This is a genomic window from Salinicola lusitanus (genome assembly GCF_038648475.1).
In the GTDB taxonomy this organism is placed as follows: Bacteria; Pseudomonadota; Gammaproteobacteria; order Pseudomonadales; family Halomonadaceae; genus Salinicola; species Salinicola lusitanus.
In genome coordinates this window covers 1,949,889-1,972,679 of record NZ_CP151919.1, presented here as the reverse complement: position 1 = coordinate 1,972,679, position 22,791 = coordinate 1,949,889, and the positions used below count along the sequence as shown (strand labels likewise).

Genomic DNA, 22,791 nt, shown 5'->3' with positions numbered 1-22,791 from the left:
ATGGAAGTGGAACTGGCCTTCAGCGGATGGTCCGGCATCCTGGTGCTGATGCTCTACGGCGGCCTGATGCTGGCCGTGGGCATCTTCGCTTTCCTGCGCAATCGCAAGGTTCGTGAAAGCCTCGACGAGTACTACCTGGGCGGACGTGGCCTCGGGGTCATGGTGCTGTTCTTCACCTTTTTCGCCACTCAGTACAGCGGCAACACCGTGGTCGGCTACCCGCCCACGGCCTACCGGCTCGGCTACCAATACCTGGTTTCCGTACCGTTCTTCATCATGATCATCATGGTCTATCTGCTGTTCGCACCCAGGCTCTATGCGCTGGGCCGACGCTTCAACCTGCTGACGCCGGTGGACTGGATCGATCTGCGTTTCCGTTCGAAGAAGGTCACGATCCTGGCCGCGATCCTAATGCTCTACGGTCTCGGCAACTATCTGCTGGAGCAGTTCGTCGCCATCGGCCAGGGCGTATCCGGCCTGACCGGTGGCACGATTCCCTATCAGGTCGGCGTGGTGTTCTTCATCGTGATCATGGTCGCCTATAGCTGGCTGGGTGGCATGCGCTCGGTGGCCTACACCGACACGATCCAGGGCATCGCCCTGCTGTTCGGGGTGTTCACGCTGCTGATCGGCTCATTGATCTACCTCGGCGGGTTGCCGACGGCAGCCGAGACGATGATCGCCGAGGCGCCGGAGAAACTGGGTGCGCCAAGCGGGGGTAGCCTCACCACCTGGTTCTGTCTGCTGGTGCTGGTGGGTATCGGCGCGGCGATCTACCCGCACGCTTTCCAGCGGATCTTCGCGGCTCGCAGCGAGCGTACGCTCAAGCGCTCCTTCATCCGCATGGCCTACATGCCGTTTCTGACCGCCGGGGTAGTGTTCATGGTCGGGATCATCGGCATCTCCGCCTTTCCCGACCTGACCACCGCGGAGTCCGAGCAACTGGTGGGTATGATGGCCAACGCGCTGGCCAATCAGAACGCCTTCTTCTATTGGGCGATGGTGCTGCTGTTCGGCGGTGTGATTGCGGCCATCGTGTCGACGGCCGACTCGGTACTGCTGACGTTCTCGTCGATCGTCTCCAACGACCTCTACGGACGTTACATCGCGCCCGGCGCCGATGAGTCGCGCAAGATCCTGGTAGGCAAGCTGGTGGGCGTGGCCGCCGTCGTCGTACTGGTATTGATCGCCTGGTATCCACCGGGAACGCTCTATCAGATCTTCGTGCTCAAGTTCGAGGTACTGATCCAGACCGCGCCGGCGCTGATCCTCGGCCTCTACTGGAGCCGACTCAATACCCAGGCGGTATTCACCGGCATGCTCGCCGGCACCATCCTGGCCGCCGTCTTCACCTTCGCCGGCTACCGTCCGCTGGGCGTCTACAGTGGCCTGTGGGGATTGCTGCTCAATCTGATCGTGTGCGTGGGCGGGAGCCTGCTCAGCCAAGCCAGCGAGGCAAACCGACAGCGGGCACTGGAGGTGATCGGCTGGCAGCGCTGACCGGGGACATCCGCTGATCGCGGAGGACGGGCACCCTCGAGTGAATCCACTTGCCGGTGGCCCGTCCGACGCTCATGCTACTAGACTTAAGTCTAATTCGTAGTGATCAGAGCCTCGTGAATACCATCCTCGGCGCCATCATCCCCATCTTCATCCTGCTGGGCATCGGCTACCTGGCCGTGCTCAAGCGGGCCGTGAACAAGACGCACATCCAGGGCATGGGCCGCTACGTGATCAACATCGCCCTGCCCGCGCTGGTGATCCAGGCACTGCTGCAGCGCCCGCTGGACGAAGTCTTCAACGTACCCTACCTGCTCGTCTATGGGCTCGGTTCCGGGCTCGCCTTCGCCATCACCTTCCTGCTGGTGACGCTGCGCGGCAACGCGCCGCTGGAGCGCCGGGCGATGTATGCACTCGGCACCTCGGCCTCCAACAGCGGTTTCATCGGTTATCCGGTGGCGGTGCTGGTCATCGGCCCCGCGGCGGGTATCGCCCTGGCGCTGAACATGCTGATCGAGAACCTGCTGGTGATTCCCACGGCGCTGGTGCTCGCCGAGCTCGGCCGTCAGGCCCGCAGCGGCATTTGGGAGACGGTGAAACCGGTGGTCGTGCGCGTTCTGCGCCACCCCCTGATCATCGCCATCGCCGTGGGCACGCTGCTCGCCTCGCTGGACCTGCATCCGCCGGCACCGATCGCCCGGGTGCTGGAGATGCTCGCCGCGTCATCGTCACCGGTGGCGCTGTTCGTGATCGGCGGCACGCTGTGCGGCCTGCGCGTGCGCGGCATGGTCAAGCGCGTGACCCGAGTCGCGCTCGCCAAGCTCACCCTGCACCCACTCTGCGTGCTGCTGATGATACTGCTGGTCCCGGGGCTCGATCCGGTCTTCGCCACCGCCGCCATCGTTTTCGCCTGTGCGCCGATGCTCTCGATGTACCCGCTGCTTGGCCAGCGCTACGGCTTCGGCGAGCTGGGTACGGCGGCGATGGTGATGGCGACGATACTCTCTGCACTGACGCTGGCGCTGGGTATCTGGCTGAGCCATCTGTGGTTCGTCTAGCGCGAGCCCGCTCACCTAGCCCCTCGGGGAGCGCAGCGACTCCAGCGCCTGCTTGCCCTGCAGGGCAGCCATGCCCGTCGGCGTGACATCGAGCGTGTCGCTGAAGATTTCCAGTGACAGCGGCCCCGAGTAACCGGTCCGTTCCAGTGCGGTCATGAAGGCGTCGATGGGCAGCTCGCCGTCGCCGGGGAAGGCGCGTCGATGGCGACTCAGCGCCTGCAGGTCCTGCCCTCGCGGCCACGGCGAGTCGGCCAGCTGCACCAGGCCGATCCGGTCGCCCGGGATCGTGGCGAGGGTTTCCAGTTCCAGCTCCCGGGCAAGAATGTGATAGCTGTCGAGCACGATGGAGAGCGCCGGATGATCCGCCTGACGGACGATCTTCCAGGCATCGCGATAATCGAAGAGATGGCGAGCCCAGGCCAGCGCCTCGAACCCGATCCGCATCTCTCTTGCGGCAGCCAGCTCGGCCAGTTCGTGCAGGGTTTCGGCTGCCCGGCCATGATCGTGATCGGCCTCCTCCCGCGTGTTGCTGCAGGCAAGCAGAAAGTCCCCACCGAGTTCGGCCAGGGTATCGAAGTGGCGCTTGGCCTGGTCCAGCCTCTTTCGATGCAGCTCGGGCGGTAGCGCCTCGGCATCGCGAAAGGGCTGCAGCGCCACGACCGTCAAGCCGAGTTCGCGGCAGCGATCGCCGACGAGCCGCGGCGACAGCCCGCTCGACCGCAGGTCGTCGACGAAAATCTCCACGCCATCGAACCCGGCCCGCGCGATCGCCTCGAGCTTGTTCATCAACTCGCCACTCAGGCAGAGCGTCGCCATCGCTCCCGTCGTCATCTCTCCTCCCGATCGTTGCCAGACGGCCCCCCGCTTAGCGTAGTCGATCCGCCACCCTCTCGAGGCGCTGGTATACTGCCGCCTCGCTCGTTTCTGGAACCGCCATGATCTCCTCCTCGGTTACCGCTCCTCCCTGGCGTCAGGGCGTGTCGTTACTGGCCCTGCTGGGCGCCCTGGGCTGGCTGTTGCTGGGAAGCGCCGACGGCTCGGTACTGCAGGCCGGTATCGTCGTGGTGCTCTGCATCGGCCTGTGGGCCACCGGCTGGCTGCCGCAATGGCTGACCGCACTGATCTTCTTCACCCTGTGCACCGTGGCCAAGGTGGCCCCGGCCTCGACGGCATTCGCCGGTTTCGAGTCGGCTGCGACCTGGCTGGTGTTCTCGGGCATGGTGATCGGCGCCGCGATCAATCACACCGGCCTGGGTGAGCGCGTCGCTGCGAGGATCGGCCCCCACCTCGCCTCGGGTTATCCACAGGCGGTCGTGGGGATCGGTCTGCTAGGATTGATCGCGTCGTTCTTCATGCCGTCGGCGATGGGCCGGATCGTGCTGCTGGTGCCGATCCTGCTGATGCTGGTCGACCGCTTCGGCTACGCGCCGGGCGATCCAGGCCGCATCGGCATCCTGCTCAGCGGCATCATGTCGAGCTTTCTGCCCACCTTCACGATCCTGCCGGCCAACGTGCCCAACAATGTGCTGATGGGCGCCAGCGAAGCGGTTCTCGGGTATTCGCCCAGCTACGGCGAATACCTGCTGCTGCACTTTCCCGTGCTGGGGCTGCTCAAGTGGGCACTGATCATGGCGTTGATCCTGTGGCAGTTCCGCGCGGCGCCACCGTCACCGTTCACGGCCGAGGCACCTTCCCGGCTGGGGCGCGGCGGCAACCTGATGGGCGTGCTGCTGGGCTTTGCCGTGCTGATGTGGATGACCGATGCCTGGCACGGCATTTCTCCGGCCTGGATCGGCATGCTGGTGGCCCTGGCCTGCCTGTTCCCCGGTAGTGGCCTGCTGCCGGCCCGTCCCCTCCAGCAGATGAATCTCGAGCCATTCATCTACGTGGCGGGGATCGTCAGCCTAGGGGCGCTGGCGCATCAGAGCGGGCTGGGCGAGGCGATCGCCGGTCGGCTGCTCGACGTGCTGCCGCTGTCACCGCAATCGACCGCCGGTAACTTCACCTGGCTCGCCGTGATCGCCACGATACTGGGCATGCTGGTCACGCTACCCGGCGTGCCCGCGGTGATGACACCCCTGGCGCCGCAGCTGGCCGACGTCACCGGATGGTCGCCATCGGCCGTGGTGATGTCCCAGGTGATCGGCTTCTCGACCGTGGTATTCCCCTATCAGTCGCCACCCCTGATCATCGGCCTGCTCACCTCCGGCGTGACCATTCGTCAGGCCATGCGGATCACGGTGCCGCTGGCACTGATCACCATCGTGCTGCTGTGGCCGCTCGACTTCGGCTGGTGGCGCTGGCTGGGCGTGATCTGAGCGGGCCGCGATTTTTTGCTCCGGAGCCGGGAATAGATCACCTAGACTGAACGTCATACGAGACGCGAGCTGCAACTCGCGGCGCGCGGCGAGTGAAGCGGTACGCATCCAGCCGCGCGCTGCCAGCGTATCCACGACATGCCACTGTTGGCGGTTGGAGACTCATCATGTTGATCAAGATTGCCAAGCCCGGCGACCTGCGCGAATCGGACGTCACCCCGGAATCGGTCTATCTCTCGCGTCGCCGCTTCATGGGCGGCGTGATCGGCGTCGGTGCGGGGCTGGCGCTGGCCGGTCGCGCCCAGGCCGCCGCTTCCGACTACCAGGACGTACCGGCCGGCAATCCGCCGGACTGGTTCGGCCCCAAGCTCGAGAATGCCGAGTGGGACAGCGTGGTCCCCGCCGACCCGAAACTGGACAAGCTGACGCCCTTCGAAGACGCCACCCACTACAACAATTTCTACGAGTTCGGCACCGGCAAGAGCGACCCTGCCCGCAATGCCGACTCGCTCAAGACCCAGCCGTGGAGCGTGGTGATCGACGGCGAGGTCAACAACGGCGGGCGCTTCGCCCTCGAGGATATCGTCAAGCCCTCTCGACTGCAGGAGCGCATCTACCGGCTGCGCTGCGTCGAGGCGTGGTCGATGGTGATCCCGTGGCTGGGCATTCCGCTGGGTGACGTGATCCAGCGTGCCGAGCCGACCTCGAAAGCCAAGTACGTCAAGTTCGAGACCCTGGTCGCACCGGAGCAGATGCCGGGGCAGAACTCCTCGTTCGCGCTGATCGACTGGCCCTACACCGAAGGCCTGCGCATGGACGAGGCGATGCATCCGCTGGCGATTCTCGGCCTTGGCATGTATGGCCGCGAGCTGCCCAATCAGAACGGCGCGCCCTTCCGCCTGATCGTGCCGTGGAAATACGGCTTCAAGAGCATCAAGTCGATCGTGCGCATCTCGCTGGTCGAGCAGCAGCCGGTCAACTCCTGGCAGGCGATTGCCCCTGACGAGTACGGCTTCTACGCCAACGTCAATCCGCAGGTGGATCATCCGCGCTGGAGCCAGGCCACCGAGCGCCGGCTGCCCAACAGCCTGTTCAATCCCAACATCATCGATACCCGCATGTTCAACGGCTACGCCGACGAGGTCGCGAGCCTCTATCAGGGCATGGATCTGAGGAAGAACTTCTGATGGCGATGCCGCGCTATACGCTGACGCTCTGGCGCATCGTGGTGTTCATCGCCGCGCTGGCGCCGCTGGGCTGGTGGAGTTACCAGGTCGCGATCAACGCGGCCGGGCCGGAGCCGGGGAGATACCTGCTGCTCAACATCGGTCAGGGCATTCTGTGGATGCTGCTGCTGACTCTCTCCCTGACGCCGCTGACCAAGTTGACGCGCTGGAAAGGCTTCACCCTGATCCGGCGCCAGCTCGGCCTGTGGACGCTCGCCTACGCCGTGCTCCACCTGTTCTGCTATGCCGTCTTCATTCTCGGCCTGGATCTGTCACGCCTCGGCAGCGAGATCGTTCGCCGTCCCTACATCATCGTCGGCATGCTCGCCCTCGCCGGGCTGATCGTGATGGGCGTGACCTCCAACAAATGGTCGATGCGCAAGCTCGGCAAGCGCTGGAAGACCCTCCACAAGATCGTCTATCTGGTGCTAGGCCTGGGGCTTTTGCACTTCCTGTGGGTGGTTCGGGCCGACCTGGAGCAGTGGAGCCTCTATGCCGCTGTCGGCGCGCTGCTGATGATTCTGCGCATTCCGCCCATCGCCCGGCAGTTGCCGAAATTCCGCCAGTTGATCAAGCGACCCCACCGCGCGCACGCCTGACCTCTTGGGTGTACGCTTGCGGCCTGCGCTCAGAACCGCGTCGCGGCGTAGGGCGCGGGGTCGACATAGGGTGTCTCGCCGCAGATCATTTCCGCCAGCAGCCGCCCGGATGCCGGCCCCAGGGTGAAGCCCTGATGGGCGTGCCCGAAGTGCAGCCACAGCCCCGGGTGTCTTGGCGCCGGGCCGATGATCGGTTTCATGTCGCTGGTGCAGGGGCGAGCCCCCAGCCAGGAGGCGGCTTCGACCGCCTCGCCGAGCTCGAGAATCTGGCGCGCCGCGACCTCGGCCCTGCCGGACTGCAGCGGGGTGGCGCGGGCATCCAGACGTGCGAATTCGGCGCCCGTGGTGATGCGCAGCCCGCGGTTCATCGGCGCCAGCATGATGCCGTTTTCCGCATCCAGCATCGCCATGCTGAGCGGCTTCCGCATCGTGTAGTGGCGATGATAACCGCGCTTGACGAACAGCGGCAGGCGATACCCCAGCCGCCGGGTCAGCGTATCCGCCCAGGGACCGAGCGCAATGACCGCCTGTTCGGCATCGATCACACCGTCCTGGGTGGTAACGCGCCAGCCCTTACCGTGTTGCGCCAGCGTCGTCGCGTCACCGTTGACGAAATGGCCGCCACGCTGCCGGAAAAGGTCGGCATAACTGGCGACTAGGGCACCGGGATCGCGTACCGACCAGGGTTGGGTCCAGTGCACCGCCCCAGCCATGGGATGTCTCAGCCCCGGTTCCAACCGACCGAGCTCGGCGCCGTCGACGACCGTATGCTCGACGCCATATTCCCGCTGCAGCCGTTCGGCGTGCGCGATGCCCTGGGCCATGGCGCTCGGTGTCCGAAACGCCGTGCGCCAGCCGGTCTGGCGCACCAGCGCATCGGCACCCGCCTCTCGAATCAGGCTATCGTGCTCGCTCAGGCAGTGCTCGATCAGCCGGCTGTATTCACGTGCGACCCGGGCGTAGCGAGACGGCGACGACCACCACCAGTACTGCGCCAGCGGCGAAGCCAGCCTGGGCAGCGCCAGCGGGTGATAGTTGACGTCGATGCCGCCCTTGCGCATGACCTTGAAGATCATGCGGCTGTCGTGGGGAAACGGGTAGGGCTCGACGGCCTCGCGCTGAATCAGTCCGGCGTTGCCATAGGAAGTCTCCTCCCCCGGCGCCCGCCGATCGATCAACGCCACCTGCCTGCCACGGCGCTGCAACTGCAGCGCCGTCGACACGCCGATCATGCCAGCCCCCAGCACCAGAACATCCGCTTGCATCACCACGCCTCGCGTCATCACCAACAGTGCTTCCACATTACAACGTTCCGTCGCCAGCGCCACCCGTCAACCCCACTTCGATGCCTCCAGGCGACGCCGCTCAAGGCTTTCGGCCACACTCCCGGTCCCGCCTCCCCTGGCTCACTGGTCTAGACTTTCGTCGAAGCGCCGCCTCGGGGAGCCGGATTTGTCGGTAAGCTCGTCCGTCCCCCACCGTGGCAGACATCGACATCGTCGCCCGTGGACATCATCCATCCTTCAGCCGGAGAGTCTTTCATGAGCAAGCGCATCCTGGCGTACCGCCGCCTCAACGACCAGCAACTCGAGCAGCTACGCGAACGCTTTCACGTCGACTACTTCGGCAAGCTCGAGTCGCCCGACGATCCGGCGTTTCGCGAAGCCCTGGGCGAGGCCCACGGTCTGATCGGTGCCGGGGTCACCCTGACGCCGGCACTGCTCGACGCCGCCCCCAACCTGGAGGCGGTCGCCAGTATCTCGGTGGGAGTGGACAACTACCCGGTCGATGAGCTGACCCGGCGCGGCATTCTGCTCTGCAATACCCCGGACGTGCTCACCGAGACCACCGCCGATACCGGCTTCTCGCTGATCATGTCGACCGCTCGGCGGGTGGTAGAGCTGGCCGAATTCGTCAAGCGCGGTGACTGGAAAGCGAGCATCGGGCCCGAGCAGTTCGGCAGCGACGTCCATGGCAAGACGCTGGGCATGGTCGGTTTCGGTCGCATCGGCCAGGCCGTGGCTCGCCGCGGCGCCCTCGGCTTCGGCATGAAGATTCTCTACTCCAACGCTTCGCCCAAGCCGGCGCTGGAGGCGGAACTGGGCGCCCGCCACTGCGAGCTGGACGAACTGCTGCAGCAATCCGATTTCGTCTGCGCGATCGTGCCGCTGACCCCGGAGACCCGCCAGCTCATCGGCGCCCGCGAGTTCGGGCTGATGCGCGAAAGCGCCATTTTCATCAATATCTCCCGCGGTCAGGTGGTCGATGAGGCGGCGCTGATCGATGCCCTGACCAGCGGCCAGATCCGTGGCGCCGGTCTCGACGTGTTCGAACAGGAACCGCTGCAGGCGGACTCTCCGCTGCCCAGGATGTCCAATGTCGTCGCCCTGCCGCATATCGGCTCCGCCACCCATGAGACGCGCACGGCGATGGCGCAGCGTGCCGTGGACAACATCATGCTGGCGCTGGATGGCAAGCGTCCGCTCAGCCCGTTCAACGAGGAAGCCTGGGCAGGCCGCTTCGACTGACCTCACGACCACGTTCTCGATGGCGCCTCGACTATTCGACCGGGGCTTTCCATCGGGGATCCCGACTGCCGGTAAGGCGATATACCACCAAAGGGGGATAGGCGACATCGTCGTGGCGCACTAGTCTTTCCGACACTTTTGGATCGATCCAAAAACGGGGCCACGATGGTATCCACTGCTCGAACTCGCGTGACGCTCAAGGACATCGCTGCCCATGCTGGCGTGTCTCGCTCGACCGTATCGCTGGTGATGCAAGAGAGTGAACTGGTGGCGGGGGCAACCCGCAAGCGGGTGCAGGAAGCCGCCGTCGCGCTGGGCTACGTCTACAATCGCGGCGCGGCGACCTTGAGAAGCTCGCGCACCGCCACCGTCGGCGTCGTTGTCCACGATATCGCCAACCCGTTCTTCGGTGCCTTGATGGCGGGGATCGACGAAACCCTACAGGCCGCCGACTACATCCCCTTTCTGGCCAGCAGCGGCGACAGCCTGGATCGTCAGGCGCGTTTTCTCGCTCGCATGCGTGAGCATCGCGTCGACGCCTTGCTGTTATGCCCGGCAGAAGAGACGCCGGCGTCTTCGATCGAGGCGATCGCCGACTGGGGCATGCCTTGTATCGAGGTCATGCGCCACGTCGGCCAATCGCCGCTCGGAGACTATGTCGGTGCCGACCTCCGCGCCGGCGTCATCAATGCCGTCCGTCATCTCGTCACTCAGGGACACCGCCGCATCACGCTGCTCGCGGGCATTGCCGATCACTCCGCCGATCGGGAGCGCCTCGCGGGCTATCGACACGCCATGCACGAAGCCGGTCTCGACGAGCTGGCGAGCGTCGACCGCGGACCCTTGACCCGTTGCGCGGGACGCGAGCGAGCCCTGGCGCTGCTGCGCGGCGACACTGCGCCTACCGCACTGATCTGCCACAACGACCTGGTCGCGCTCGGCGCCCTGCTGGCGCTGTCGCATCTCGGGCTTCACGCGGGACGGGATTGCGCGGTGATCGGCGTCGACGACATCGAGGAAGCCGCCCTCGCCGAGCCCGCGCTGAGCAGCATCGCGACGCATCCTCGCGCGATCGGCCGGAACGCTGCCGAACTGGCCATACAGCGAATAGCCCATCCCGAAGGCGAGCGACAGCGCATCGTGCTCGAGGCCCCCCTGGTGATTCGCGCCAGTTCCCGAATTTCATCCGCTGTCACGCAGGAGTCGACATGAACCATCGCCCCCCGGCCTTTCGCGGGTTAGCCACCGTTCTGCTGACGACAATGGCGCTGACGGCGCTCGTCGCCATCGTTCCCGCCGCCCAGGCTCGCGAGCTGATCTTCGGCCATGGCGCCACCGAGGATACCGCCTATCACCTCAGTGCGGAGCGCTTCAAGCAGCTGCTGGAGGAGAAGACCGGCGGTGACCTGACGGTCAGTATCTACAGCAACTCGGTGCTGGGTCACGAAACCGAGATGTTCGAGCAGCAGACCGCGGGCGCGCTGGACCTCTCGATCGTCAATCCGGGCCTGATCTCGGAGTTCTCGCACACCGCCACCATCTTCTCGATTCCCTTCCTGTATCGCGATCTCGACCACTGGCGTCACGTGCTGGATGGCGAGCCGGGCCGGGAAATCGCCCGGCGTATCGAAGAGGAGACCGGGGTCAAGGTGCTTGCCTACTACGGCGGGAGCACGCGCCAGATCGTCAGCACGCGACCGCTCGAGAATCTCGATGCGCTCCAGGGCATGAAGCTGCGCACCAATCCGACCCGTCCGGTCATCACCGCCTGGGCGGCGCTGGGCACCCAGCCGACGGTGATGGCCTACAAGGAGATCTACACCGGCCTGCAGCTCGGCGCCATCGACGGCCTGCTCAACGAAGCGGAGTGGATCTACCGCATGCGCTTCCACGAGGTCGCGCCCTATATCGGGCTCTCCGAGCACGACATCACCGTACGCTTGCTGACGATCTCCGACGACACCTGGGAGTCGCTGACACCGGACCAGCGGCAGGCGGTGCAGGCGGCTGCCGACGAGAGCGAGCAGTACGCGCGCAACCTGCAGATCCGGCTCGACAAGGAGTCCCGCGACAAGCTGAAAGAGGAAGGTGCCACTTTCTATCCCATGGACCGCCAGCGCATGCAGCAGATCGTCGCCGAACCGCTGGGGCGGGTCATCGACGACATGGGGCTACGCGATCTTTACGAACTCATCATCAACACGGATTGAGGAGCACCTCATGGCATTCGCAATGACCCTGGGCCGCGTCAACCGTCAGTTGGAGCGCTTCCTCAATGGCGTGTTGCTGCTGCTGCTGGCCAGCTTCATCGTGCTGATCGTCTATCAGATCGCGAGCCGCAATCTGGGCTTCATGCCGCGACTCTACTGGACCGAGGAGATGAGCCGTTTCGCCTTCCAGTGGATGATCATGCTGGGCACCTCGATCGGGGTGCTGCATGCCGACCACTTCGTGCTCGAGGCATTTCCGCGCGGTTCCCGACCGGACCGGATAACGCGAGTGATTCGCGACGTCGCCTGTCTGCTGGTGGGCATGATCTTCGTCGTCTTCGGCTTCGGCTTCCTGCTCTCCGGCTTCGACCGCATCGCCAGCGCCTCGCAGTTGCCGATGGTGGTGACCTATTCGACCTTCTTCGTCAGCGGCGTGCTGATCGTGCTGTTCAGTCTGCAGCGCCTGCTGTTGACGATGCGCCACGGCGTCGACGCCATGGAACGCGAGCTGGACACCCCTTCCGAGATAGATGAGCTGGGGGCCGCCCCCCCGACGCAGACACTCGATACCCCGGAGAACCGATCATGATGCCCACCGACTGGTTACCCCTGCTGCCGTGGCTCCTGTTCGTGCTGCTCGGCGTATTCATCATTCTCGGCGTCCCCATCGCCATGTCGCTGGTGCTGACGTCATTCTCGATCATCGTGCTCGACCCACGTCTCGTCCCCTGGATCATGTTCCAGCGCATGTACTACGGCATGGATTCGTTCGTGCTGCTGGCGGTCCCGCTGTTCCTGCTCGCCGGCAACCTGATGAATGCGGCCCGGATCACCGATCGCCTGATCACGCTGTGTCTCAATCTGGTCGGCCACGTCAAAGGGGCACTGGCCCATGTCAACGTACTGGTGAGCATGCTGTTCGCCGGGGTTTCGGGATCCTCGACGGCGGACAGTGCCGGCATCGGTACGGTGCTGATCCCGGCGATGAAGAAAGAGGGCTACCCGACCCATTTCAGTGTCGCGGTCACCGCGGCCTCGTCGGTGATGGGCATCATCATTCCGCCGTCGATCAACATGATCGTCTGGGGCGCGCTGACCAGCACCTCGATCGCCGGCCTGTTCCTGGGGGGCATCGTTCCCGGGGTCCTGATCGCGGTGGCACAACTGCTGCTCAACCTGGGCTACGTGCGCCGCTACGACGTGCCGACGCGCAAGCGGGCCACGCTCAAGCAACTGGCCAGTTCGGGCAAGGATGGCCTGCTCGCCGCTGGCATCCCGGTGCTGATCATCGGTGGCATTACCCTCGGTATCGTCACGCCAACCGAGGCGGCGGTGATGGCGGTGCTCTATGCCCTGCTGCTGGGTTCCATCGTCTACCGCGAGCTGACCTTCAAGAGCGTGCTGGACGCCTCGACCGACACCGTCCGGCTCTGCTCGCTGTCGCTGTTCAGCCTGGTGGGCGCCGCGATCTTCGGCTACCTGATCAGCTTCTACCGCATCCCGCCGCAACTGATGGCTGGCGTCGAGATCACCGACCCGACCACCCTGCTGATCATCGCCACCATCGTCATGCTGCTGGTCGGCACCTTCATGGATTCGCTGCCGGCGATGGCGATTCTGGCCCCGATCTTCCAACCGCTGGCGGCCCAGGCGGGCGTCGATCCGCTGCAGTTCGGCGTGATCAGCGTCATGGCGCTCGGCCTTGGCCTGATCACGCCGCCCTACGGCCTGTGCCTGATGATCTCGGCCAAGATCGGCGGCATCCCCCTGCTCAAGGCACTGGGTACCACGATGGTCTATCTGCTGGTGATGCTGGTGGTGATCGGCCTGCTGATCGCCTTCCCAGACCTGGTCCTCTACCTACCCCAGACTTTCGGCCCGGACGCGGGCTGAGACAGGGCGATCAAAAAGTGTGCAATTTCTGGGGACTCGTTCGCTCCGGCTTGTGATTTCCAGCCGGGGCGACTAAAGTTGCAAGATAGATTAAAAACAGTGTTCCGTAATCCTACAGTCTTCGATCACGGGGCCGATAATCAGAGAACTGGAGTCAACCGCAGCGGCCAGTTTCACCCAAGGCCGGCGTCACATCCACTGACAGCGCCCTCGAGGCGACCCACCATGCCCGATCCCCTCTGCCTGCTTTTCGATTGCGACGGCACTCTGGTCGACAGCGAACCCCTCCTCGCCGAGATCATGGCGAAGTATCTCAATCAGGCGGGCCTACCCTTCCAGCCCAATGACTATCTGACGGAATTTCGTGGCGCGCGTTTCGCCAGCATCGTCTCCCATCTGGAACGACTGCACGGACGCCTCGAGGATTCCGTTCGCCAGCGAATCGAGACGGCGATGCGCCAGGAGATGCACGAGCGCATGGTCGACGAGCTCGTGCCCATCGCTGGCGTACCGGAAGCGCTCGACGCGCTCGGAGCCCTGCCGCGCTGCGTCGCGTCCAACGGGCCCGAGGCCAAGATTCGGCGAGCGCTGGACAGCACCGGATTGCGTGGCTTCTTCGGCGATCATATCTACAGCGCCTACACCGTGGGCAGCTGGAAGCCGGCACCGGGCCTGTTCCTGCATGCCGGCCGCGACATGGGCTTCGAACCCGCCGACTGCATCGTGATCGACGATGCCCAGGTGGGCGTCCGCGCCGCGCTGGCCGCGGGCATGCGGGTCGTCCATATCAATCGCTTCCCCGACCTCGAGCCCTCCCCGTCAGAGGCCATCGAAATTCGCGACATGCGCGAATTGCCGGCGGTGATCGACAAGTTGATCCCGGCCCTCGCGGTCGGCAACCTCTAGCGGCTCGACCAAGCGCACTCGGCGACGGCCACTACTGGAGGTTCCACCGCCTACGGCGATGATCGCGGCCCGAGCCCCTGGCTCGGGCCGCGATCGTTTCGGATCGCTCGTTACCGGCCGGATGGCCGCGTTATCATGTGTTTTTCACGTCTTATCGGAGTTTTCATGCCTTCGTTACAGGATCAACTGCGTGGCCTGGTCTATTCGACCGAACATGGCGAGACCTGTCCCGACTGCCGTCGGCCTGTCGCCGAGTGCGAATGCCGGGCCCGGGAGGAGGCCGAACGGATCGCCGCGCTCGACGGCATCGTTCGTATCCGGCGCGAGACCAGCGGCCGCAAGGGCAAGGGTGTGACGACGATTCAAGGCGTGCCGCTGGACAGCGAAGCGCTGAAGATGCTGGCCAAGACGCTCAAGAAACGCTGCGGGACGGGCGGTGCGATCAAGGATGGGGTGATCGAGATCCAGGGCGACCATCGCGACGTACTCAAGCGCGAGCTGGAATCGCGAGGCTACAAGGTCAAGCTCGCCGGGGGGTGAGCCCGAGGGACTCCGGCACCTTGTCCGGCGCGTGGAATTTAGGCCGTGTTCCCTTGTCCCACCCTTATCGCACGCTTCAACGCTCAATCTTCGAGGGGATTCGATGTTCTCGTCCAACGCTTCACGCTCGCTCCGACTCGGCACTGCCGCACTGGCACTCGGGATGCTGGCAGGCTGCGCCAGCGGCCCCCAGTTCGACACGCTGGCGGCTCGCGTGGTTGCCGACAAGCCGGTCACGTTGCCCGAATCCGCGGTACTGGAGGTTCAGCTGAAGGACATTTCCACCGGCGACGTCCTGGCCAGCAGTCGCTACGAACAGCTGGGGCGACTGCCGATTCCAGTCACGCTGCAGTACGCAGCCGAGGCGATCGATCACGACGATCTCTATCGTCTCAGCGCGCAGATTCGCGACGACGACCGTATTCTCTACCTGAATCCCGAACCGGTCTCGGTATTCGGCGACGGTGACGCCGCCGAACCCGATATTCCGGTCACGACCACCGGCGCAGCGCCGACGCACTGAAGAGACCACCCACCGAAGGTACGGCTTGTGGCGGTCGGGCTGGCGCCTCACTCTGTAGGGCTTCGCTTCGCCACCAAGGAGGGCAGGATGGAAACACTGACATTACCGGGCACGGACATCGTCACCTCGCGCATCGGCCTCGGCACCTGGGCCATGGGTGGGCGCATGTGGGGCGGCACCGACGATCCCAACGCGATTCGTACCATCCACGCCGCCATCGACCGGGGCGTCAACCTGATCGATACCGCTCCGGCGTACGGCTTCGGCCATTCGGAGGAGGTCGTCGGCAAGGCGGTTGCCCAGTCGGACCAGCGCGACAAGCTGGTGCTGGCGACCAAGGCCGGTCTCGAGTGGTACGACGACAACACCCTGGCCCGCAACGCCACCGCCAAACGCCTGGAGAAGGAGCTCGACGACTCGCTGCGGCGACTGCGAACCGATCATATCGATCTCTACCAGATTCACTGGCCGGATCCATTGGTCGACCTCGAGGAGACCGCCACGGCGATGGCGCGCTTCCACCGCGAAGGCAAGATCCGGGCGATCGGCGTGAGCAACTTCTCCCCCGAGCAGTGCGACACCTTTCGCCGCTCGGCGCCACTACATACGCTGCAGCCGCCCTACAACCTGTTCGAGCGCGACATCGACGGCGAGATCCTGCCTTACGCAGAGAACAACGACCTGACGCTGCTGACCTACGGCGCGCTCTGTCGGGGGCTGCTCACCGGCAAGATGCACTCGGACTACCGCTTCAGCGGCGACGATCTGCGCAACAAGGATCCCAAGTTCCAGCCACCGCGCTTTGCCCAGTATCTGGCCGCCGTCGACGCGCTGACGGAGCTGGCTCGCACCCGCCACGACAAGAGCGTGCTGGCACTGGCGGTGCGCTGGATCCTGGATCGTTCGCCCAACGTCGTCGCGCTGTGGGGCGCACGCAAGCCGGACCAGGTCGATCCGCTGGGCGACATTACCGGCTGGCAGCTGAGCGAGGAGGACATGGCGGATATCGACGCGATTCTGTCGAAACAGGTGAAGGATCCGGTGGGCCCGGAGTTCATGGCGCCACCGACGCGCCAGTGAGCGTCCGACACCAACTGCGACATCAGAACCCGGCCGAGGCCGGGTTCTCTCGTTCCGGAATCATGCCACCCCGCCGCCGTTCCAGTGCATCGACCAGTGCCATCAGCGTCGGTCCGATCGGCGCCGCGATCTTGAGCGCGAACAGCTCGTCGGCCCGGGTGACGCCGAGATTGACGCAGGCCATCGGCTTGCCGTCCCTGGCCGCCCGACGAGCGAAGCGGAACCCGGAATAGACCATCAACGACGATCCGATCACCAGCATCCCCGCCGCCGCCTCGAGGGCAGCCAAGGCCCGTTCGACCCGTGGCTTGGGAACGTTGTCGCCGAAGAACACCACGTCCGGCTTGAGAATGCCGACATGACAACGATGGCAACCGGGTACCTGGAAGGTCGAAAAATCGTGGCCGTCGAGATCGGCATCGCCGTCCGGCCCCACCTCCGCGGTCAGCGACAACCACTGCGGGTTGAGGCGGGCCAGCTCATCATGGAGCGCATGGCGCATCATCGTCGCGTCGCAGCGCATGCACTTCACCACGTCGGCCTGGCCGTGCAGGTCGATGACGCGGCGGGCACCGGCGCGCTGATGCAGACCATCGACGTTCTGGGTCACCAGCGAAGTGATCCGCGACTGTCGCTCCAGCGTCGCCAACGCCCGGTGCGCCTGCCCCGGATGAGCCCCGGCGAGGGCACGAAAGCCGACCAGACTGCGCGCCCAGTAGCGCTGGCGCACGCCATGACTCGCCATGAACGCCTGATGGCTGACCGGCGGCGGCCGTTTCCAGTCGCCCCGCGCATCGCGATAGTCGGGAATACCGGAGTCGGTGCTGACACCGGCACCCGTCAGCACGAACAGCCGCGGATGGCGCTCGACGAAATCGGCCAGCGCCGCGACGTCCGGAATTGAGTCGTTGGGCATACTGTTTTCCACCGATCGATGTTAGATATGAAAGCTACCATTCATGAACACAACATAGGCGTCCTGAACGCCGGTGGCTTCCGATATGCCCGATACGCCTCTGGATCCTGTGGTCGAAAAGCGTTTGAGAGGCATCCGTCTCGCTAGACGGATCTACGCACCACGGACCCTGGGTCTCCTGATTGGCGGGCTGTGTATTGGCAGCGCGCTCCACGAATTGCCGACCCCGCCCTGGGTCTGGACGCTGTGGGCCCTGCAGATCCTATTCTGGTCCCATCTCGCCTATTGGCGGGCGAGGTATCACGCCTCACCCTATCATGCCGAACGCTGGAATCTCGGCGCCGACAGTCTGCTGGGCGGTTTCTGGACGGCGGCCATGCATTTCAATGTACTTCCCTCCGTGGTGGTGTTGACGATGATCAGCCTCGACAATATCGCGGTTGGCGGGATACGCATGCTGCTGCGGGGTTTCGCTCTGCTGGCCGCCGGTGCGGCGATCGGCATGTGGGTGATCGTGCCGGGTTTCCCCAACGTCGTCCCGTCGTCGACCGTGCTGCTCTGCAGCCTGCCGATGATCATCATCTATCCCCTCGCGATCGGCTACATCACCTATCTCCAGGCCCGCAAGCTCAACCGCCAGAAGACGACGCTGATGGAGCTGAGCCGCGCCGACGGCTTGACCGGGCTGTTCAACCGCCGCTTCTGGGAGGGCCAGGTGGCGACCCACCTGCCAACCGATTCGCCCGCCACCATCGCGCTGCTCGACCTCGACCACTTCAAGCGCATCAACGACGAACATGGCCACGGCATCGGCGACCAGACACTGCGTACGCTGGCGGCTCTGCTGCGCCAGTCGTTCGGCGATGACGTGCTGCTCGGCCGGTACGGTGGCGAGGAGTTCGGCCTGCTGATGCCGTCGACCACCCTGGAGCAGGCCATGGCCAGGCTTCAGCATTTCCAGCAGCGGCTGGGGCGCTACCCGCCACCGCCGCCGCTTCTCAGGATGCCCACCTGCAGTATCGGCGTGGCCGCCAAGAGCCCGCTGATGATGAACCACGAGCAGTGGCTGCTGCAGGCAGATCAGGCGCTCTACGCGGCCAAGCATGCCGGACGCAACCGGATCTGCGTCGACGGCGTTCCAACATCGCAGACCACGCTCGACCTCGGCTAGAATGAAGCCTCTTCCCGCCCACGCCACTGCAAGGACAACCGCTCATGGCCTGGTTGGAGTACGTGCTGCCGCTGATCTTTCTCGCCCCGCTGGGCGCCGCCGCGCTGGTGGCGATCACCCTGCGCGACGTGCAGACCGTCGGTCTCCGCTCCCCGCACGACGGCAAGCCGATTCGTGAAATTGCCCAGGCCCACCGGGACCGGCTGGAAAAGGCCCGCATGGTGTTCTTCCTCGACGCCACGCTGGCGCCGACGCTCACCCTGATGCCGCTGGTCTACGGCATGGGCCGGATGCTGTTCGCCGAGGAGCAGAGCTGGCTGGAGTGGTCGCTGTACGGCGTGGTCAGCACCCTGCTGGCGATGCTGTTCTGCTTTTTGATCCTGCGCGACGTGCAGCGAGTGCGCCGCCTGACGCGCAGCCTCGCCTGTGAACTGGCGGTGGGCCAGGCGCTGGATCACCTGATTCGCCCGCTGGCCAAGCCCTACTTCGTGTTCCACGACTTCCCCGCCGACTCCTACACCATCGACAACGTGCTGGTGACGCCGCAGGGCGTGTTCGTGATCCAGACGGTGGCCCGCGAATTCCCGCTCGATCTCGAGGGCCGCCCCATCAATACCGTCTCGGTGGAGAGCGAACGCCTGCGCTTTCGCGGCTGGAACGAGCGCCAGGTCCTGCGCAAGGTTCGGCTTTCGACGGTCTGGCTGCGTCAGTGGCTGGCTCGTCACGCCAAGTTGAGCGTGCCGGTGAGTGGCATACTGGTACTGCCCGGCTGGGAGATCGATGATGAAACCGAGCATCTCGGCGACAGCCGCGACGTCCGGGTGGTCGATGGCGTCGATCTTGCCACCCAGTTGGGTACGGCCCAGGGCGAAGCGATCGACGACGCCCAGCGCCAGCATCTGGTGGAGATCCTGAACCGGCGCCACCAGTGCGGCGTGAACAAGCCCCCAAGCCAGTGACATCGCCGGGGCGACGTTTCGCGCCGGCTTCCCGGACGCCATCTTCCCACTCTTTTTCCACATCACGTTCTTGACGAAGCGTGCTTGCACCCAACAGGAGACGCCATGCCCCGTTCCGATTCCCGCACCGCTTACGATGTCCTGACCTTTGGCGAGGCGATGGCGATGTTCATCGCCGACGATCAAGGCCCGCTCGACCAGGTGACGAGATTTCATCGCCGCACCGCCGGCGCCGATACCAATGTCGCGATCGGACTCTCGAGGCTGGGCTTCGACGTGCGCTGGCTCAGCCGGGTCGGCGCGGATCACAACGGCACCTTCCTGCAGCGGGCACTGGAGGCCGAAGGTCTCGACTGCCGGCATGTTCGACGTGATGCAGCGAATGCCACCGGATTGATCTTCAAGGAGCGTGCCGTCGACGGCGCCGACCCTCACGTCGAGTACGTCCGCCGGGGTAGCGCCGCCAGCCACCTGAGCATCGCCGACGCCAGCGATGTCGAGCTGGAGGCGGCCCGCCATCTCCACGCCACCGGCATCCCGCCCGCCATTTCCGAGTCGGCGCGCGAACTCTCCTTTCATCTGCTGCGACAGGCCCGCCGCGACGGGTTGTCGGTCTCGTTCGATCCCAACCTGCGCCCCAGCCTGTGGCCCAGCGAAGCGGTGATGATCGAGACCCTCAATGCGCTCGCCGCCGAGGCCGACATCGTCATGCCAGGTCTGAGCGAAGGCCGCCTGCTGACCGGCCGCGAGACGGCCTACGACATCGCCGGCGACTACCTCGACCGCGGCGCCAGGGCAGTGGTGATCAAGCTCGGCCCGGAGGGTAGCTACTTCCGCACCGCCGACAGCGAGGGCACCGTCGACGGCTCACCCGTCGAGCAGGTCGTCGACACCGTCGGTGCCGGCGACGGCTTCGCGGTGGGCATCGTCAGCGCCTATCTGGACGGGCTGGACTGGCACGCGGCGCTGCATCGCGGCAACTTGATCGGCGCCCGCCAGGTTCAGGTGATCGGCGACATGGAGGGCCTTCCCAACCGGGAGCAACTGGTCGCCATGGAGCGCGGCGGCGATGCCCGCTAGCCGGGAACGCGCTCGTCGTCCCGGGTCGCCGGACCGCTGGCGGCCTCGGCGCGCGCTCGGTGGCGAAGCCCGGCCAGCACCGCCGGCTTGAGTGCCCCCAGCGCCTCGCCGGAGAGGCCGCTGAGAACGATCAACCGGGCATGGCGACGCCCTGGCGAATAACCCAGCCACAGCGGGAATTCGACCGCTCGCAACGTCGCGGGCTGAACCCGCAGCGACCAGCGGCGCGGCCGGGCCAGTCGCTCCCATAGCCACCAGCGCTCGAACTGCGATAGCGTCGGCGGTCGACCGCCTTCGAGGGCCAGCACGCCGTCGTGGTCCGCCGAATGGAGGGGCAACTCCCCCGCCATCAGCATGGCTCTCGGCAGATTGTCGGCCGCCAGCAGCCAAGCCATTGGTGGCCCCGTCTCGCGACCGATCGCCACTGCCCACAGCGACAACCACGCCGGTTCGAACCGTTCGGCACCGTAGCGCCGCAGCCTCGGCTCGGCGGCGACGGCGCCCAGCCGCCGAGGCAGCCTCGACGCCGGCGCCGTCTCATCCACCGCCATCATCCGCCGCTCGCCTTGGCGATCAGCCATTGGCCCATCCCTGCAGCAGCGCCAGTGCGGTCAGCGACACGAAGAACCACACGACCAGGCCGATGCAGCGACGCCGTGTCAGGCGCGCATCGCGACCGATCTCGGCGGCACCTTCGCTGCGTCCCTTGAGGATCGCCTGCATGTCGGGCGCGGTCTCGTCGATCACCACGTCCGAGAGCTGCGCGGCCGACGGCGCCGGCGCGGTCAAACTCACCGCATAGCCGACCACGACCGAGACGATCAGCCCGACGAAGTTCTGGTAGAGCCAGGAGACATCGGTCTGGGAGACGGACCATACCGCCGCCATGCCGACGATGATCCCGCTGACCGCCCCTCTGCCGTTGCTGCGATGGCTGAGCACGGCCAGTAGGAAGGTTCCCAGCAGCGCGCCGTAGAACCAGGAACCGATGCGGTTGACGGCTTCGATGACCGGGCCGAGATTACCGGCGAAGAACGCGAACGCGGTGGCGTAGAGTCCCCAGAAGATGGTCGCCCAGCGCGACGCCTTGAGGTAGTGCCTCTCGTCGGCATCGGGCCTGACGTAGCGGGCGTAGAAATCGCGCACCGTCACCGCGGACAACGAGTTGAGCGCGGAATCCAGGCTCGACATGGCGGCTGCGAAGACCCCGGCGATCACCAGCCCGGTCACCCCGACGGGAAAGGCGTTGACCACGTAGCGCGGGAACAGCTCGTTCAGGTTCTCCGGCGCGGTGAGGCCGTGCTGCTGGTAGTAGGCGGCGAGCATCACGCCGATGAACAGGAACAGCAGCATCTGCGGCACCAGCAGGTAGCCGCCGATCAGCAGCGAGCGCTGCCCCTCGGCGATCGAGGGGCTGGTCAGTACCCGCTGGATCTGGCTCTGGTCGGTGCCGAAATAGGCCACGTGCATGACCACGCCGCCGATCAGCCCCGCCCATAGCGAGTAGGTCACGGTGGGATCGAGCGACAAATCGATGGTGTCGAACATGCCGTTGGCGGCGCCGTAGGCGAACACGTCGCCCCAGCCGCCGGGCAGGCTCGAGACCATCAGCACCATGCTCAGGATCGCGCCCAGCCACAGCACGAACATCTGGATCACGTCGGTCCAGATCACCGCGCTGATGCCGCCGAGCACGGTATAGCTCACCGCGATCACCGCCATTAGCACGATGGTCAGGTTGACGTCCCAACCGGTGACGACCGAGAGCACCAGCGCCGGTGCGTAGAGCACCACGCCCGTGGCGAGGCCACGCGCGACCAGGAACAGCAGCGCCGCCAGCGATCGGGTCAGCGCCCCGAAGCGACGCTCGAGCAGCTCGTAGATGCTGTAGATGCCGGCTCGATGGAAGATCGGTACCAGCACCAGAATCAAAACCGCCATCGCCAGCGGCACGTTGATGAAGGTCGCCAGGCGCTCCAGGCCGCCCTCGAACCCCCAGCCGGGTGCGCCGATGAAGGTGATCGCGCTGGCCTGGGTCGCCATCACCGACAGGCCGATGGCCCAGCCGGGAATCTTGCGGCCACCGAGAAAATAGTCCTGCGTGCTCTCCTGATCCTTGCCGAAGCGGGCGCCCACCCAGGCAATGCCCACCACGTAGACGATCAGAACCGCGGTATCCCACCAAGTGAAAGCGCCCACATCCCGTCCTCGCTTTTTTGTTATCGACAAAATTGAGCGTAGCACGTCGTCGATATGTCACCCCGGCGCCGGCGGCGGGGGATTG

Annotated in this window: 22 protein-coding genes; 17 read left to right on the top strand and 5 right to left on the bottom strand. The window is 65.3% G+C overall.

Annotation, left to right across the window (positions count from 1 at the left end; translation table 11 throughout):
• Window positions 1-1,500 (top strand): sodium:solute symporter family protein, encoded by a 1,500-nt coding sequence (locus AAGT95_RS09090; RefSeq protein ID WP_342596267.1) that lies wholly within the window; start codon window positions 1-3, stop codon window positions 1,498-1,500.
• A 116-nt stretch (window positions 1,501-1,616) separates the two neighbouring features.
• Entirely contained in the window at window positions 1,617-2,558 is a 942-nt protein-coding gene (locus AAGT95_RS09085; protein ID WP_342596266.1) for an AEC family transporter, read from the top strand.
• 15 nt (window positions 2,559-2,573) lie between these two features.
• Here AAGT95_RS09085 and AAGT95_RS09080 read toward each other — a convergent pair whose 3' ends face one another.
• Window positions 2,574-3,389, bottom strand: coding sequence for a sugar phosphate isomerase/epimerase family protein (locus tag AAGT95_RS09080; protein WP_342596265.1), 816 nt, complete (start codon window positions 3,387-3,389; stop codon window positions 2,574-2,576).
• 104 nt (window positions 3,390-3,493) lie between these two features.
• On the opposite strand from AAGT95_RS09080, the gene AAGT95_RS09075 reads away from it, so the two are divergent.
• From AAGT95_RS09075 to msrQ, 3 genes are all read left to right on the top strand, one after another.
• Entirely contained in the window at window positions 3,494-4,876 is a 1,383-nt protein-coding gene (locus tag AAGT95_RS09075) for an SLC13 family permease (RefSeq protein WP_110597486.1), read from the top strand.
• 167 nt (window positions 4,877-5,043) lie between these two features.
• A complete protein-coding gene (msrP, locus tag AAGT95_RS09070; RefSeq protein WP_342596264.1) occupies window positions 5,044-6,063 on the top strand; it encodes a protein-methionine-sulfoxide reductase catalytic subunit MsrP in 1,020 nt (339 codons plus the stop codon).
• Entirely contained in the window at window positions 6,063-6,701 is a 639-nt protein-coding gene (gene msrQ, locus AAGT95_RS09065; RefSeq protein WP_342596263.1) for a protein-methionine-sulfoxide reductase heme-binding subunit MsrQ, read from the top strand. Before msrP ends, msrQ begins: the two co-directional genes overlap by 1 nt.
• Window positions 6,702-6,730: 29 nt before the next feature.
• Here msrQ and AAGT95_RS09060 read toward each other — a convergent pair whose 3' ends face one another.
• Entirely contained in the window at window positions 6,731-8,002 is a 1,272-nt protein-coding gene (locus AAGT95_RS09060) for an NAD(P)/FAD-dependent oxidoreductase (protein ID WP_240612237.1), read from the bottom strand.
• A gap of 240 nt (window positions 8,003-8,242) precedes the next feature.
• Between AAGT95_RS09060 and AAGT95_RS09055 the strand changes: the two genes are divergently transcribed.
• The 9 genes from AAGT95_RS09055 to AAGT95_RS09015 all read left to right on the top strand — a co-directional run bounded on the left by AAGT95_RS09055 (window position 8,243) and on the right by AAGT95_RS09015 (window position 16,381).
• Window positions 8,243-9,229 carry a 2-hydroxyacid dehydrogenase gene (locus tag AAGT95_RS09055; RefSeq protein WP_110597489.1) on the top strand — a complete coding sequence of 329 codons (987 nt, stop codon included), beginning with the start codon at window positions 8,243-8,245 and terminating at the stop codon, window positions 9,227-9,229.
• A gap of 165 nt (window positions 9,230-9,394) precedes the next feature.
• On the top strand, window positions 9,395-10,441 hold the full coding sequence (locus AAGT95_RS09050; RefSeq protein WP_110597490.1) for a substrate-binding domain-containing protein: 1,047 nt from the start codon (window positions 9,395-9,397) through the stop codon (window positions 10,439-10,441).
• Window positions 10,438-11,439 carry a TRAP transporter substrate-binding protein gene (locus AAGT95_RS09045; RefSeq protein ID WP_240612239.1) on the top strand — a complete coding sequence of 334 codons (1,002 nt, stop codon included), beginning with the start codon at window positions 10,438-10,440 and terminating at the stop codon, window positions 11,437-11,439. Before AAGT95_RS09050 ends, AAGT95_RS09045 begins: the two co-directional genes overlap by 4 nt.
• 10 nt (window positions 11,440-11,449) lie before the next feature.
• A complete protein-coding gene (locus tag AAGT95_RS09040) occupies window positions 11,450-12,028 on the top strand; it encodes a TRAP transporter small permease (protein ID WP_342596262.1) in 579 nt (192 codons plus the stop codon).
• Entirely contained in the window at window positions 12,025-13,332 is a 1,308-nt protein-coding gene (locus AAGT95_RS09035) for a TRAP transporter large permease (protein ID WP_110597492.1), read from the top strand. Before AAGT95_RS09040 ends, AAGT95_RS09035 begins: the two co-directional genes overlap by 4 nt.
• A 225-nt stretch (window positions 13,333-13,557) precedes the next feature.
• Window positions 13,558-14,238 (top strand): HAD family hydrolase, encoded by a 681-nt coding sequence (locus tag AAGT95_RS09030; RefSeq protein WP_110597493.1) that lies wholly within the window; start codon window positions 13,558-13,560, stop codon window positions 14,236-14,238.
• Window positions 14,239-14,403: 165 nt separating this feature from the next.
• On the top strand, window positions 14,404-14,778 hold the full coding sequence (locus tag AAGT95_RS09025; RefSeq protein WP_110597494.1) for a translation initiation factor Sui1: 375 nt from the start codon (window positions 14,404-14,406) through the stop codon (window positions 14,776-14,778).
• Window positions 14,779-14,881: 103 nt separating this feature from the next.
• Complete coding sequence (locus AAGT95_RS09020; RefSeq protein ID WP_110709896.1) at window positions 14,882-15,301, top strand: YbaY family lipoprotein; 420 nt, start codon at window positions 14,882-14,884, stop codon at window positions 15,299-15,301.
• Between the two features lie 87 nt (window positions 15,302-15,388).
• A complete protein-coding gene (locus AAGT95_RS09015; protein WP_342596261.1) occupies window positions 15,389-16,381 on the top strand; it encodes an aldo/keto reductase in 993 nt (330 codons plus the stop codon).
• Between the two features lie 22 nt (window positions 16,382-16,403).
• On the opposite strand, the gene AAGT95_RS09010 is transcribed toward AAGT95_RS09015, so the two are convergent.
• The gene (locus tag AAGT95_RS09010; protein WP_342596260.1) at window positions 16,404-17,297 is read right to left on the bottom strand and encodes an NAD-dependent protein deacetylase; all 894 of its coding nucleotides are present in this window, start codon (window positions 17,295-17,297) and stop codon (window positions 16,404-16,406) included.
• Window positions 17,298-17,382: 85 nt separating this feature from the next.
• Between AAGT95_RS09010 and AAGT95_RS09005 the strand changes: the two genes are divergently transcribed.
• The 3 genes from AAGT95_RS09005 (at window position 17,383) to AAGT95_RS08995 (ending at window position 20,507) form a co-directional block, all read left to right on the top strand.
• The gene (locus AAGT95_RS09005) at window positions 17,383-18,468 is read left to right on the top strand and encodes a diguanylate cyclase (protein WP_110597498.1); all 1,086 of its coding nucleotides are present in this window, start codon (window positions 17,383-17,385) and stop codon (window positions 18,466-18,468) included.
• 44 nt (window positions 18,469-18,512) lie between these two features.
• Window positions 18,513-19,427, top strand: coding sequence for a nuclease-related domain-containing protein (locus AAGT95_RS09000; protein ID WP_110597499.1), 915 nt, complete (start codon window positions 18,513-18,515; stop codon window positions 19,425-19,427).
• 105 nt (window positions 19,428-19,532) lie between these two features.
• Entirely contained in the window at window positions 19,533-20,507 is a 975-nt protein-coding gene (locus AAGT95_RS08995; protein ID WP_110597500.1) for a sugar kinase, read from the top strand.
• Here the strand turns inward: AAGT95_RS08995 and AAGT95_RS08990 are convergent.
• Window positions 20,504-21,088, bottom strand: coding sequence for a hypothetical protein (locus tag AAGT95_RS08990; protein ID WP_342596259.1), 585 nt, complete (start codon window positions 21,086-21,088; stop codon window positions 20,504-20,506). The genes AAGT95_RS08995 and AAGT95_RS08990 overlap by 4 nt on opposite strands.
• Window positions 21,081-22,706, bottom strand: a complete 1,626-nt coding sequence (locus tag AAGT95_RS08985) for a sodium:solute symporter (protein WP_342596258.1) — start codon at window positions 22,704-22,706, stop codon at window positions 21,081-21,083. Before AAGT95_RS08985 ends, AAGT95_RS08990 begins: the two co-directional genes overlap by 8 nt.
• Window positions 22,707-22,791 lie beyond the last annotated feature (85 nt).

Bases quoted from the DNA above. Each gene is read 5' to 3' on its own strand.
- AAGT95_RS09000 (WP_110597499.1), top strand. From the start codon at position 18,513: ATGGCCTGGTTGGAGTACGTGCTGCCGCTGATCTTTCTCGCCCCGCTG.
- msrQ (WP_342596263.1), top strand. From the start codon at position 6,063: ATGGCGATGCCGCGCTATACGCTGACGCTCTGGCGCATCGTGGTGTTC.
- AAGT95_RS09040 (WP_342596262.1), top strand. From the start codon at position 11,450: ATGGCATTCGCAATGACCCTGGGCCGCGTCAACCGTCAGTTGGAGCGC.
- msrP (WP_342596264.1), top strand. From the start codon at position 5,044: ATGTTGATCAAGATTGCCAAGCCCGGCGACCTGCGCGAATCGGACGTC.
- AAGT95_RS09090 (WP_342596267.1), top strand. From the start codon at position 1: ATGGAAGTGGAACTGGCCTTCAGCGGATGGTCCGGCATCCTGGTGCTG.
- AAGT95_RS08995 (WP_110597500.1), top strand. From the start codon at position 19,533: ATGCCCCGTTCCGATTCCCGCACCGCTTACGATGTCCTGACCTTTGGC.
- AAGT95_RS09035 (WP_110597492.1), top strand. From the start codon at position 12,025: ATGATGCCCACCGACTGGTTACCCCTGCTGCCGTGGCTCCTGTTCGTG.
- AAGT95_RS09075 (WP_110597486.1), top strand. From the start codon at position 3,494: ATGATCTCCTCCTCGGTTACCGCTCCTCCCTGGCGTCAGGGCGTGTCG.
- AAGT95_RS09055 (WP_110597489.1), top strand. From the start codon at position 8,243: ATGAGCAAGCGCATCCTGGCGTACCGCCGCCTCAACGACCAGCAACTC.
- AAGT95_RS09015 (WP_342596261.1), top strand. From the start codon at position 15,389: ATGGAAACACTGACATTACCGGGCACGGACATCGTCACCTCGCGCATC.
- AAGT95_RS09010 (WP_342596260.1), bottom strand. From the start codon at position 17,297: ATGCCCAACGACTCAATTCCGGACGTCGCGGCGCTGGCCGATTTCGTC.
- AAGT95_RS09045 (WP_240612239.1), top strand. From the start codon at position 10,438: ATGAACCATCGCCCCCCGGCCTTTCGCGGGTTAGCCACCGTTCTGCTG.
- AAGT95_RS09025 (WP_110597494.1), top strand. From the start codon at position 14,404: ATGCCTTCGTTACAGGATCAACTGCGTGGCCTGGTCTATTCGACCGAA.
- AAGT95_RS09050 (WP_110597490.1), top strand. From the start codon at position 9,395: ATGGTATCCACTGCTCGAACTCGCGTGACGCTCAAGGACATCGCTGCC.
- AAGT95_RS09030 (WP_110597493.1), top strand. From the start codon at position 13,558: ATGCCCGATCCCCTCTGCCTGCTTTTCGATTGCGACGGCACTCTGGTC.
- AAGT95_RS09020 (WP_110709896.1), top strand. From the start codon at position 14,882: ATGTTCTCGTCCAACGCTTCACGCTCGCTCCGACTCGGCACTGCCGCA.
- AAGT95_RS09005 (WP_110597498.1), top strand. From the start codon at position 17,383: ATGCCCGATACGCCTCTGGATCCTGTGGTCGAAAAGCGTTTGAGAGGC.
- AAGT95_RS08990 (WP_342596259.1), bottom strand. From the start codon at position 21,088: ATGGCTGATCGCCAAGGCGAGCGGCGGATGATGGCGGTGGATGAGACG.
- AAGT95_RS09080 (WP_342596265.1), bottom strand. From the start codon at position 3,389: ATGACGACGGGAGCGATGGCGACGCTCTGCCTGAGTGGCGAGTTGATG.